The 13,299-nt window shown below is 40.5% G+C and carries 9 protein-coding genes; all 9 read left to right on the top strand.

Annotated features, from left to right (window positions below; genetic code table 11):
* Positions 1–15 precede the first annotated feature (15 nt).
* The gene (locus FJR04_RS06375; RefSeq protein WP_217359226.1) at positions 16–975 is read left to right on the top strand and encodes an SDR family NAD(P)-dependent oxidoreductase; all 960 of its coding nucleotides are present in this window, start codon (positions 16–18) and stop codon (positions 973–975) included.
* Entirely contained in the window at positions 972–2,120 is a 1,149-nt protein-coding gene (locus FJR04_RS06370; protein ID WP_168492814.1) for a glycosyltransferase family 4 protein, read from the top strand. The genes FJR04_RS06375 and FJR04_RS06370 overlap by 4 nt, the downstream gene beginning before the upstream one ends.
* A gap of 381 nt (positions 2,121–2,501) precedes the next feature.
* On the top strand, positions 2,502–3,110 hold the full coding sequence (locus tag FJR04_RS06365) for a sugar transferase (protein ID WP_168492812.1): 609 nt from the start codon (positions 2,502–2,504) through the stop codon (positions 3,108–3,110).
* 50 nt (positions 3,111–3,160) lie between these two features.
* On the top strand, positions 3,161–3,817 hold the full coding sequence (locus FJR04_RS06360) for an acetyltransferase (RefSeq protein WP_168492810.1): 657 nt from the start codon (positions 3,161–3,163) through the stop codon (positions 3,815–3,817).
* A 162-nt stretch (positions 3,818–3,979) separates the two neighbouring features.
* A complete protein-coding gene (locus tag FJR04_RS06355; protein ID WP_168492808.1) occupies positions 3,980–5,104 on the top strand; it encodes a DUF362 domain-containing protein in 1,125 nt (374 codons plus the stop codon).
* 245 nt (positions 5,105–5,349) lie between these two features.
* Positions 5,350–9,915, top strand: coding sequence for a MupA/Atu3671 family FMN-dependent luciferase-like monooxygenase (locus FJR04_RS06350; protein WP_168492806.1), 4,566 nt, complete (start codon positions 5,350–5,352; stop codon positions 9,913–9,915).
* A 201-nt stretch (positions 9,916–10,116) separates the two neighbouring features.
* Positions 10,117–11,358, top strand: coding sequence for a decarboxylase (locus tag FJR04_RS06345; RefSeq protein ID WP_168492804.1), 1,242 nt, complete (start codon positions 10,117–10,119; stop codon positions 11,356–11,358).
* Positions 11,355–12,383: an ATP-grasp domain-containing protein gene (locus tag FJR04_RS06340; RefSeq protein WP_168492802.1), complete on the top strand. Its 1,029-nt coding sequence runs from the start codon at positions 11,355–11,357 to the stop codon at positions 12,381–12,383. Before FJR04_RS06345 ends, FJR04_RS06340 begins: the two co-directional genes overlap by 4 nt.
* Before the next feature lie 205 nt (positions 12,384–12,588).
* The gene (locus FJR04_RS06335; RefSeq protein ID WP_168492800.1) at positions 12,589–13,161 is read left to right on the top strand and encodes a hypothetical protein; all 573 of its coding nucleotides are present in this window, start codon (positions 12,589–12,591) and stop codon (positions 13,159–13,161) included.
* Positions 13,162–13,299 lie beyond the last annotated feature (138 nt).

The following is a 13,299-nucleotide window of genomic DNA, read 5'->3' as shown; positions in this document are numbered from 1 at the left end:
AATAAGTGAAAGACGATGAAAATAGCTCAGAAAACCGTCTTAGTAACTGGTGGTTGTGGATTTATTGGATCGCATATTGTCGAAGCCCTAGTTCAAAAAGGCTATAAAGTGCGGATTCTGGACAATCTTTCGACTGGGAAGTTAGAAAATATTGCTACTCTTCATCCCCAGGATATTGAAGTTATCATCGGTGATGTTGCAGATTTAGCCACCGTTGATGCTGCAATGCAAGGATGCAAATATGTTTTCCATGAAGCCGCGATCGCTAGTGTTCCCAAATCTATCAACGATCCCATCGGTAGTAGTAAAGTCAACTATGGTGCTACTCTCAATGTTTTGGAAACGGCACGCAAACATAGTATTCACCGTGTGATCTTTGCTGGCAGTGCTGCTGCTTATGGTGATGAACCAACTTTGCCAAAACTAGAGTCAATACCTGCAAACCCAATCACACCCTATGGAGTAGACAAACTAGCCTCAGAACTGTTGGGTCACTTCTATGCCCGGACTTTAGGGGTAGAATTTGTCTGCTTACGGTACTTTAATGTTTTTGGTTTACGTCAAGATCCATCCAGTCCTTATTCAGGTGTAATTTCTATATTCTGCGATCGCATCCGTCAAGGTTTAGCCCCCATCATTTACGGTGATGGTTTGCAAAGTCGTGATTTTGTTCACGTTTCTGATGTCGTTGCTGCTAACCTCATCGTCATGGAACACCCAAACGCCACAGGTAAAACCTTCAATGTTGGCCGCGGTGTCGCCACATCTTTACTAGACATCGTTCATATCCTCAACGATTTAACAGATCAAAATTTGCATCCCATTTACAAAGAATCCCGCCCTGGTGATATCCGTCACAGTCTCGCCAATAATGCCGCCCTCAAAGCTTTGGGATGGTTGCCAAATATCAGTATTCGTCAAGGTTTAGCAGAGTTGTTAGAGACAACACACAAACGCTTACAAATCAAAACATGAAGAAAATTTTAATAGTAACGACTATTCCCGCTACTCTACGTGCTTTTCTCCTACCTTTTGCCCGTCACTTTCGTGATCAAGGTTGGCGTGTAGATGGTATGGCTTGTGGTATTTCGGCTTGTGGAGATTGCGTACAAGAATTTGATCATGTTTGGGATATCCAGTGGTCACGTAACCCCCTAGATCCACGGAATTTGCTGGGAACACCGCAAATTATCCAAAATATAGTCAAACAAGAGAAATATGACATAGTTCATTTGCATACGCCTGTCGCTGCTTTTGTGACTCGGTACGCCCTGAGAAACTTAAAAAAGCATCTCCATACAAAAGTCATCTATACTGCTCATGGCTTTCACTTTCATCCTGGTGGAAAACCGTTAAAGAATGCTTTATTTCTAGGGTTAGAAAAACTAGCAGGAAATTGGCATGACTATTTAATCGTGATCAATCGTGATGATGAACAAGCCGCAAAGTTCCATAAGATTAAATCTCCTGAAAAAATCTGCTATATGCCGGGAATTGGCTTAGATACCAATTATTACAGTCAGGATGCTATTGCCGAAACTCAAGTTGAGCAACTACGCCAAGAATTAAAGTTAGCACCAGAAACCTCACTATTCTTGTCAGTGGGAGAGTTAATTCCCCGCAAACGCCCTCAAGATGTGTTAAAAGCTTATGCTGGTCTAGCTCGACCTGATACCCATCTAGCTTTTGCTGGAGATGGTCCCCTGATAAATCAGATGCAGCAGTTAGCAATGCAATTGGGGATACAAGATCAAGTTAGTTTTTTGGGTGTGCGTCATGATATTACAACTTTAATATCTATATCAGTGGCTACTATATTGGCTTCTGAACAAGAAGGATTACCCCGATGTGTAATGGAGTCAATATCACTACAAACTCCTGTGATTGGCACAGCAATTAGGGGAACTAGAGACTTACTAGCGGACGGTTGTGGTCTTCTTGTGCCAGTGGGTGATATAGAAGAACTAACAAAAGCAATGGCATGGATATTAGATCATCCCGAAGCAGCTCGTATCATGGGTCAAAAAGGGCGTAACCGGATAATAGATTATGACCTCCGCCACATTATTAAGTTACACGAAGCTTTATATGAAGAAGGTGACAGGGAAGAAAGAAGGTGACAGGTGACAGGTGACAGGTGACAGGGAAGAAGGGGGAAGAAGAGGAAGAGGAAGAACAGTCTTTAATCTGGATTATTAAGCATTTTCAATTGTCAATTGTCAATTATCAATTGTCAATTATCTTAACTAAATATTGTTCATCAAATATTCATAAAAGTAGTGCCAGGCTGGCGATTTGATTTTAGAAATCAAGTCTATCCTGTAAATTATTCACGGTGCAAAAAAGACTTCAAAAAATCAAATAAGGCTTGATAGATTTAATGGAATTCAATAATTTCATTATTTGCTGATTAGTGAAAACATCAAGCAGGTATTTTTGCAAATAAATTGCTGCTTAATATTTCGTATTCATGGTTTTTGGTTTGAATAAAAGGTGAACTCATGAACAAATATAGCAGATTTCTCAAATCAATACTAGATAGATTTGTAGCAGCGATCGCCTTAATTATTCTTTCTCCGATTATGCTAGGTGTCGCGATCGCTATCTACATAAATATGGGTAGTCCAGTTCTTTTTATCCAACCTCGTCCAGGTAAAGATGCACGGGTTTTTAACTTCTACAAATTCCGTACCATGACCGATGAGTGCGATGAAAAAGGTAATCTACTTAGCGATGAAAAACGCTTGACATCTTTTGGTCAATTTCTCCGAAAAACAAGTTTTGATGAACTTCCCCAACTATGGAATATTCTCAAAGGAGATATGAGTTTTGTCGGACCACGACCATTATTAGTACAATATCTTGATCGTTATACCCCAGAACAAGCACGACGACAGGAAGTAAAACCAGGGATTACAGGTTTAGCACAAGTTCGAGGTCGAAATGCCCTGAGTTGGGAAGAAAAATTTAACCTAGATATCTTGTATATCAACCATTGGAGTTTATTACTAGACTTGAAAATAATTTTCCTGACTGTTTGGACAGTTATGCAACAAGAAGGGATTAGTCAACAAAATCATGCCACAATGGAAGAATTTATGGGAGATTAAATTAGCCATGAAAGTTAACATCAATAAAAGATATAATTGGAGTATAAATCATGGCTAAAGTTGTTATTTTTGGAAGTAGTGAAATAGCCGAAATAGTCCATTTCTATCTTCAGAGAGATTCCGAACATGAAGTAGTTGGTTTTACTGTTGATGAAGCCTATCTGAAAACAGAGAGTTTCCATAATTTACCAATTGTTCCCTATGAAAAATTAGAAAAGTATTATCCGCCTGATCAATACAAATTATTCATAGCCATTAGTTACCAACAAGTTAATAAATTGCGGGCAGAAAAATACTTGAATGGAAAAGAGCGAGGATATAGCTTTATTTCCTATATCAGTTCTCAAGCATCTTATTATGGTACACCAGTGGGTGAAAACTGTTTTATCATGGAAAATAATGTTATTCAGCCTTTCACCTCCATCGGCAACAACTGTCTACTTTTGGGTGTGAATTCTATCGCCCACCATTGTGTGATCAATGATCATTGTTTTCTGACTTCTCATGTCGTTCTTGGTGGTGGAGTCAACATAGGAGAATGCACTTTTTTGGGTTTGAATACTACTATCCGCAATTACATCAAAATTGGCAAAGAAAATATTATTGGTGCAGGATCAATCATTCTCAGTGATACAGAAGACAAAGCTGTTTACTCCCCTGGGGAAACTGTCAAGTTTGAAGTCCCAAGTAACTTAGTCCGAATCTAATAACAATTGACAATTGACAATTGATAATTGACAACGTTTAATAATCCAGATTCGAGACTAATCTTTTTCTTCCTTCTCATGACTGGGCGCAGGCCCTGCGCCCCTACCTCCTGATTCCTGCTTATTCCTTCTTACCTGTAACCTGTCACCTTACTTAGTGTTATGCGTAGTCAATCTTCTCATCCCCGGCGCACAAGGCGGAATATTCTCCAATTAGCTGGAATCGCTACGGGGGCGGCTATTGTTGCTCCTGTTCTTCACAACCTGAAAATATCGGGGTTTTCCCCTGCATCTGTTATTCATACCCTGAAAACGTCTAAATCTATTCTGGAGGCTGCTAATGCCAAGAATAGTCAGGCCATGAAAATAGTAGCATCACCAAAACCGACTGGTATTAGCAAAGTTGTCTTAGTTCACACCGAAGATCGGGTATCAGGGACACAGCAAGCACTTGACTTATTACAGCCAGATGGGATCGAAGGAAAAAGTATTTTTCTCAAACCCAATTACAATACCGCCGATCCATCGCCAGCAGCTACAGATACTAAATTATTAGCAGCCTTGGTGGAAAAACTGCAAAAAGCTGGAGTGGGAAAAATTACTGTAGGCGATCGCTCAGGAATGGCTCAGACTCGTGAAGCTATGAAGCTAAAAGGGGTGTTCCAACTGGCAGAACGCTATGGATTAGAAGCGATGGTTTTTGATGAAATGTCTACTGAACAGTGGCAATATTTTTCACCATCAGGAACTCACTGGCAACAAGGTTTCGCCTTTGCGCGGCCAATTCTCCAGGCTGGAGCGGTTGTTAATACCTGTTGTTTGAAAACTCATAGGGGAGCGCATTATACCCTGTCACTCAAAAATACAGTAGGTATGGTAGCAAAGTATGTTCCTGGTGATCCCTTCAACTATATGAATGATTTGCATACTTCACCATATATGCAGCAGATGATCGCGGAAATTAATGCCGTCTATCAGCCCAGTTTGGTCTTAATGGATGGTGTGGAAACCTTTGTGGAAGGGGGACCAGAGTCTGGGAAGAAAGTGGCGGCCAATGTGATTTTGGCCAGTACAGATCGGATAGCTATTGATGTTATTGGGTTAGGAATGCTGCGTTTGCTAGGCAGTACAAATGAAGTTACCCAAGGATCTATTTGGAAGTTAGCACAGATTAGCACCGCCGTAGAGTTAGGTGTGGGAGTATCTCATCCAGATCAGATTCAACTAATTACCGCTGACAGAGCTAGTCAAAGAATTGCCGATCAGATTCGGCGCTACATAACTTAACTAATTGACAATTGATAATTGACAATTGACAACGCTAAATAACACAGATTCGAGACTATTTTCCCTTCTGGCGTTGCTAAATCGAGGTATGAAATCCACCCAGTCCAACCTTGAAACCTCTTACCTTTGCGTCTTTGCGCCTTTGCGTGAGGCTAATTCATACTTCAATTATGCAACGCCTCCCTTCTTAGCTGTCAATTATCAATTGTCAATTGTCAATTATTTTCTTCGAGGATAGATGAATTATGTCCAGTTTTTCTTGTTTTGTTGTCGGCGATGGTGTCCTGCCTTTGAGTTGTTTAGAAATTTTGTTGCAGAAAAACTGCCAAGTGCTGGGAGTGTATTCCACAGATCATTCATTGCAAAAGTGGTCTCAAGAACATGGCATCACTCATGCTCCTTCTCGACACGTTTTCCATAAAACACTCTTGGAGGCTGAGTACGATTATCTTTTTAGTATTAATAACATCAAATGGATCATTCCCGCCGATGCGATCGCTAGGGCAAAAAAAGCTACTATTAATTACCATGATTCCCCATTACCTAAGTATGCAGGTTTGTATGCAACTTCTTGGGCTTTGCTGAATGGTGAAACTGAATATGCTATTACCTGGCACGAAGTAGCTTGTGAAATTGATGCTGGGCGGATCTTTAAACAAAAAGCTGTGCCGATTCTGCCAGACGATACAGTATTTAACCTGAATGTTAGCTGTTTTGATGCAGCCGTTAATTCCTTCACCGAACTGGTGCAAGAACTGGCAATGGATCTGATAGAGCCTTGGCATCAAGACCTATCACAACGAAGTTATTTTAGCTCTAGCGATCGCCCTGATGCGGCTGCTCTTATTTCTTTTGATGTTAGTAGTAAGGATATTTGTAATCTGGTCAAAGCCTTAGATTTTGGCCCCATTCGTAATGAACTAGGTTTACCCAAGGTGTGGTTGCCAGGAGGAGTGGTTGCTGTCGGTTCTGCCCATGTCATCAAAACTGCTTCTGGTACTCCAGGACAAGTGCTAAAACTAGGAGAGGAGGGAATGTGCGTTGCCACTATAGATGGGGCTGTGCAGTTAAGTGGTTTAACGACATTAAGGGGAAAGAATATTTCCCCAGCACAATTGAGAAAAGATTATAGTGTGTGCGTCGGTGATGTCTTGCCAGTAATTGATGGGGAAGTCAGGGAGGCAATTAATCAACGCAATGCAGCTATTTGTCGCTATGAGCAAATTTGGTCACAACGGTTGATGCAGCTTGCACCCTTTAGACATCCTTATTTGCCAAGGGAAATGCCTAATCAGTCTCTAGATATCTCCATGGATTGCTATGGCATTTTGTTGTCCACGGAGCAGGTAGAAGCTAAGTCTTTGCTGGCTATGTTTGCGGCTTACTGTGGGCGCTTGGCAACGGAAATGGAATTTGATTTGGGACTGCAAACGGATTCACAACGTAGCATTGCGCCCGAAATATTTGCTCAACGAGTTCCTATCCGTGTGCAAACTCAGATAGGGGAGTCATTTAGTCAATTTCAAAAGCGGTTTGCAATTGCTTTAGATGATACTTCGCGGTTGGGTAGCTTTAGACATAGCCTGTTGAGACGTTATCCAGAATTACAAGATAGCCTCCAGAGTAATTTTCTGCCTGTAGCAATCGCCTTAGCAAGCAGTCCAGATTGCCTAGATTGGCATTATTTGGAAGCATCTATGGTTTTTGTGGCTTATGAGGATGGCAGTTTACCAGAGTTAATTCATACTAGCTCTCTGAATGAAGCTGACTCTCAAGCCATTGTTCAACAACTCCAGAGTTTTATCACTGCTTGTATAGAGCATCCTCAACAACCGCTACATCAATTACCGCTGTTATCGGTGTCCGAACAGCAGCAAATTTTGGGGGATTGGAACGATACAGCACAGCCTTTGCCTACAAATCGGTGTATTCATGAGTTGTTTGAAATTCAAGCCGAATCTACTCCTGATGGTGTAGCGGTGGCTTTTCAAGAGCGACAATTAACTTACCGGGAATTGAATGAACAAGCCAATCAATTAGCCCACTATTTGCAACTACAGGGGGTTGGTCCCGATGTTTTGGTAGGTATTCATCTCGAAAGATCATTAGAAATGATGATTGGGTTATTGGCAATTCATAAAGCCGGTGGGGCATATCTTCCCCTTGACCCCGATTTCCCCCCAGAGCGTTTGGCTTTGATGCTGGCAGATTCCCAAGCTCCGGTGATCTTAACTGAGGAGAAATTAATTCCTAAACTGGTTGTTAATGATGATGTCTGCATTATCCCCATTGATATGATCTGGGGCGAAATTACTCAACAACCAATCATAAATCCCCATAGTGGGGTGAAACCGGAAAACCTGAGTTATATCATCTACACTTCCGGCTCAACGGGGAAGCCTAAAGGTGTAATGGTGGAGCATAGGAATGTGGTCAACTTCTTCACTGGTATGGATGCTGTGATTGACCATGATCCGCCGGGGGTATGGTTGGCTGTCACCAGTTTATCGTTTGATATTTCCGTCTTGGAACTGTTTTGGACATTGGCACGGGGGTTTAAGGTTGTCATTTATAACCCCAAACAAGAACGGCAACAGTCAACTTTGCCGCCGTCAAATCAATTAAAACACACTGATTTTAGTCTTTTTTACTTCTCCAGCCATGAGCAAGGTGAAGATGCAGCGACCAAGTATAGACTGTTGCTAGAAGGGGCTAAATTTGCTGATGCCAACGGCTTTAAAGCTATTTGGACTCCTGAACGTCATTTTCATGCTTTTGGTGGCTTATTCCCCAATCCTGTGATTAGTAGTGCAGCGATCGCTACTATTACCAAGCATATCCAAATTCGTGCCGGTAGCTGTGTTTCTCCTTTGCATCACTCGGTGCGATTGGCTGAAGATTGGGCTTTGGTTGATAATCTTTCTGGTGGTCGAGTTGGTATATCCTTTGCAGCAGGTTGGCAGCCTAATGACTTTGTGCTGTGTCCCCAAGCCTTTGAGAACCGCAAGGAAATTATGTTTGAGCAAGTTGAGGAGGTGCGGAAACTCTGGCAAGGTGGAACTTTAGCATATCCCAACGGTAAAGGCGAAATCGTCGAGGTGCAAACTCTGCCCCGCCCCATTCAGCCTACTCTCCCAGTCTGGATTACAGCGGCAGGCAACCCGGAAACGTTCCATCAGGCAGGAGCAAGCGGCGCTAATATTTTAACTCACTTATTGGGGCAGGGTTTAGATGAGTTGGCAGCCAAGATTGCTATTTATCGTCAAGCTTGGCAAGAAAATGGACATTCTGGACAGGGAATTGTCACTGTGATGATGCACACTTTTGTGGGGGAAAGTGATGATATTGTCAAAGAAATTGTCCGTCAACCCATGCGGCAATATTTGGCTAGTTCTTTGGATTTAATCAAGCTTGCGGCTTGGTCTTTCCCGACTTTCAAGCAGAAAACTACGGACGAAAAGGGACGGTTTGCCATATCTCATTTGTCTGATCCGGATATGGTTGAGGTGCTAGATTTTTCTTTTGAGCGGTATTTTGAAACCAGTGGTCTGTTTGGGACTGTGGACACCTGTTTGCAGATGGTGAATCGAGTGAGGGACATTGGTGTTGATGAAATTGCCTGCCTGATTGACTATGGCGTAGATACGGATAGGGTGCTATCTCAACTACCTTTGCTAAATGAATTGAAGACACTGGCTAATGATCCAACTCCGACTGAATCTATAGCTGACCTGATTCAAGGTCATGGGGTAACACATCTGCAATGTACTCCCTCTATGGCAAATTTACTAATTGCAGAAACCGCTACCCGCAAAGCCATGGGACAACTTAGGGAGATGATGGTGGGTGGAGAAGCTTTGACTGAGGCTTTGGCAATTCAACTCCAGGAAATTGTGCCGGGACGGGTTCACAATATGTATGGTCCAACAGAAACCACTATTTGGTCAGCAACCCATACTCTCGGTAAAGTTGATGGAGTAGTTCCCATAGGTCGTCCAATTGCGAATACTGAGTTATACATTTTGGATAAACATCAGCAACCTGTTCCTGTTGGTGTTGCTGGTGAATTGTATATTGGCGGTAAGGGAGTGACGCGGGGATATTTGCATAGACCGGAGTTAACTCAGGAAAGATTTGTACCAAATCCCTTTAGTACGGATGCCACGGCACGTTTATACCGGACTGGGGACGAGGTTCGCTACGGAAGGGATGGGAATGTGGAATTTTTGGGACGAATGGATTTTCAGGTCAAGGTGCGGGGATACCGGATTGAATTGGGAGAAATTGAGACAATTTTAAACAGACATGAGGCAATTCGGGAAGGGGTGGTGGTTGTCCGTGAAGATGTGCCGGGGGATAAGCGTCTTGTGGCATATTTAATCCCACAGCCTGGACATGAGCCGACCAATGCAACTATGCGAGAATACCTACTCTCTCTATTGCCTGAGTACATGATTCCTTCTAATTTTGTCTTGCTGGCAGCATTTCCCCTTACCCCTAATCAGAAAGTTGACCGTCAGGCTTTACCTGCACCGATGTTAGTTGCTGCGGCTGGGGATACTTGCAATTCAAGAATCTCTCAAAATCAGATTGAACAAACTTTAATTGAACTTTGGCAGCAGGTACTTCAGATTTCTCCAGTGGGAATTAAAGATAATTTCTTTCATCTGGGTGGAAATTCTTTAGTTGCAGTTAGGTTAATCGGGGAAATTCGCTCAGTATTTAATGTGGATTTACCTTTAATTTGCTTATTTCGATCTCCGACTATCAGCGATATTGCGAAACTAATTTCAAACTCTTACTCTCTGTGACTCTGCGCCTCTGCGTGAAACGAAATCATACTCTTAATCAGCAACATCACAATTGACAATTGTTTACTTCGATCTTTAAAACTTTTTTTAATGAACCACGAAGGAACGAAGAACACGAAGAGAAGAGGGTTCAGAGATATTTTGCGTAAGTCCTAATGTTTAACAACTTCCTAATTTTTTAATCAATATTGAGCTTTTAAAATGCAACTTTCTTGGCAAAGACTTTTTGAGTTAGAAACAGAATTTGGTGATTCCTTTTTTATTCTTGATCTAGAAAAGTTTGCAAGTAACTATCAAGAGTTTCTGCAAAGTTTTCGCTCGATTTATCCCCATACCAACTTAGGCTATTCTTATAAAACTAATTACATTCCCAAATTATGCCAAACCGTGCATTCTTTGGGAGGTTATGCAGAAGTTGTTTCGCAAATGGAGTATGATTTAGCGATCGCTATTGGTGTCTCTCCATCTAGAATCATCTTTAATGGTCCTTTAAAGTCTCCAGAAGATTTGGAAAATGCCATCCTGGCTGGTTCTATTGTCAATTTGGATTGTTTAGAAGAAGTGGAAATAGTTACATCCTTAGCGCGAAGATTGCCAGAACAAAAGATTGCAGTCGGTTTAAGATGTAATTTTGATGTTGGTGCAGGTAGGATCTCTCGCTTTGGATTTGATGTGGAAGGAGGCGCTTTAGATGATGTTTTTAAAGAATTTCGAGAATTAAATAATTGCTCAGTCTTGGGATTGCATTGTCATATTTCCACATCAACAAGAAGTGTAGAATCCTATAAAATACGCACGCAGAAAATAATAGAACTCACTGATTATTATTTCCCAAATCAACAGCCTCAATTTATTGATCTTGGTGGTGGTTTTTTCGGAAGAATGCAAGATGATTTAAAGGCGCAATTTGATTGTCATATTCCCAGTTATCAAGAATATGCAGAGGCAATTGCCCCTCAATTAAGAAGTAGATTTCCTGATGATTCTGCACCAGAGTTAATCATTGAGCCTGGCGTTGCTGTTGTTGCTGATGTTCTGAAGTTTGTCGCTAAAGTGGTGGGAATTAAAACAGTTAGATCCCGACAAGTTGCGCTGGTAGTTGGAAGTATTCACAATATTAAACCAACTTTAACTGACAAAAAATTGTCATTACAAGTTTATAGAAATGGGGAAATTTCTCACAATTCAAAACTCAGCGGTTCTGTAGATTTGGTGGGATATACTTGCATGGAACATGATTGTTTATATCCAGATTATGCTGATGAAATAGGCATTGGTGATTATGCAGTTTTTGATAATTTAGGTGCATATACAGTGGTATTTAAACCGCCGTTTATTCGTCCTAATCCTCCAATCATTAGCTATGATTCTACTCTAGAAAAGTATACATTAGTCAGACGCAAAGAAACTTCTCAAGATGTATTTTCTACTTATGTAATATGAACAACAAAAATATGAATGTCATGTTAACTTGTGCAGGAAGAAGAAATTACCTTGTGAAGTTCTTTCAAGCAGCTTTAGAAGGTCGAGGATTAGTATTTGCGGGGGATGCTAGTCTAGAAGCGCCAGCATTACAGGAAGCAGATGAAAGTTTTTTATTACCATTTGTCAATGATAGTGATTACTTTGATAAACTCCTGTATATCTGTCAGCAAAAATCAGTTAAGTTACTTATTCCTCTCAACGATTTAGAACTGCCATATTTAGCAAAACAACGTCATAAATTTCTGAAAATAGGAACTATCCCAGTTGTTTCTTCACCGGAAATTATCAATATTTGTTTTGATAAATGGGCAACTTTTCAATTTTTAGCAAGCCTGGGTATTTCTACACCAAAAACTTATCTGTCTATTAGGGAAGCACAAGCAGCAATTCAGCGCGGAGAAATAGGTTTTCCTTTAGTAGTTAAACCCCGCTGGGGAAGTGCATCAATTGGGATTGAATATCCTGAAGATGATGAAGAATTGGTATTAGCTTATCAGTTTGTCAAAAAATCACTGATGAAATCGTTTTTATCTCAAGTAAGTGCATCTGATATTGACAGATGTATTCTGATTCAAGAACGACTTATTGGCCAAGAATATGGTCTTGATATCATTAATAATTTAGAAAATTCTTACATTACCACTTTTGTTAAACGCAAGCTTACCATGCGAGCGGGAGAAACAGATCGGGCTGTCACTGTCGAAAATCCAGAACTGCAAAAACTAGGTGAAACAATTGGCCAAAAACTAGGTCATATTGGCAATCTAGACTGTGATGTAATTGTGGGAAAAAAAGGTAATAGTGTGTTAGAAATGAATCCCCGTTTTGGTGGTGGCTATCCATTTTCTCATATCGCAGGAGCAAATATTCCCGCAGCATTAATAGCTTGGGTAAATGGGGAAACTCCTGATGATGAATGGCTAAAAGTGCAAATTAATACAATGAGTGCCAAATGCGATCGCCTTGTCACTGTTTTTACATAAAAAGGGCGAAGCATTCGGGCAATAAATTATCGGTTTTTTCCCAAATTTATTTTCCGAATGCTTCGCCCCTACAGTTTACAGAAAATAGGCGTATATATCGCCTATTTTTTGATCAAGATAATGCCAAAATGACAAGATTATTTCCAGGTATTTAGTGTAGTTATTAAATGGATTAGTAAATTAATATAATTTTCTAGAGGAAAATATGGTAAATCGTCAAGAAATACTAGAAACGTTAAGTGAAGCCATGGAAATTAATGGTGCATATCTTACGGAAGAAACAGCACTAGAAGAATTAGGATCTGCATGGGATTCAGTTTGCAGACTATCCGTAATATCAATGCTTGATAGTTATACTCATCGTGCTATTCCTGTCAATGCTATCGTCGAAAGTAAAACGATTAAAGACCTGATTGATCTTATCTGTCCCAGTGCAAATCAAATAATTGGTTATGAAACAATGATTAAGGAAAATAATGTGTTAAATACAATCAGGGAAGAGGTTGTCAAAATCATCAAAACAGCATTTAAAGCAGTTGCAGATAACTCGAATATTCATTTACCTGCCAATATAGATGAAGAAACCAGGATTTTAGGAGGAGATTCACCTTTTGATTCTATACATATTATCAATCTTATTTTTCTCATAGAAGAAAATATTATAGATACATTTGATCTTGATATTACTCTTGCCAATGATCAGACTATGTGCAAGGAAAAAAGCCCGTTTATATCAATTAGTAAATTAGCAGATTATATAGTAGGGCATTTTCACTAAAACAGAAATTACGCAAAACAGAATGGAAGTAGGGGTAATTCATGAATTACCCCTAAGCAAGAATCAGGTTTTGAGTTCAATCTTGCGTCAGTCCTATAAAAATAATCTTGATAAAGCTCGGATTGTTGCAGAATTCAT

Source organism: Anabaena sp. UHCC 0204, assembly GCF_009711975.1.
GTDB lineage: Bacteria > Cyanobacteriota > Cyanobacteriia > Cyanobacteriales > Nostocaceae > Dolichospermum.
The sequence above is the reverse complement of the archived record's forward strand: the minus strand, read 5'-3'. Positions and strand labels throughout refer to the sequence as shown.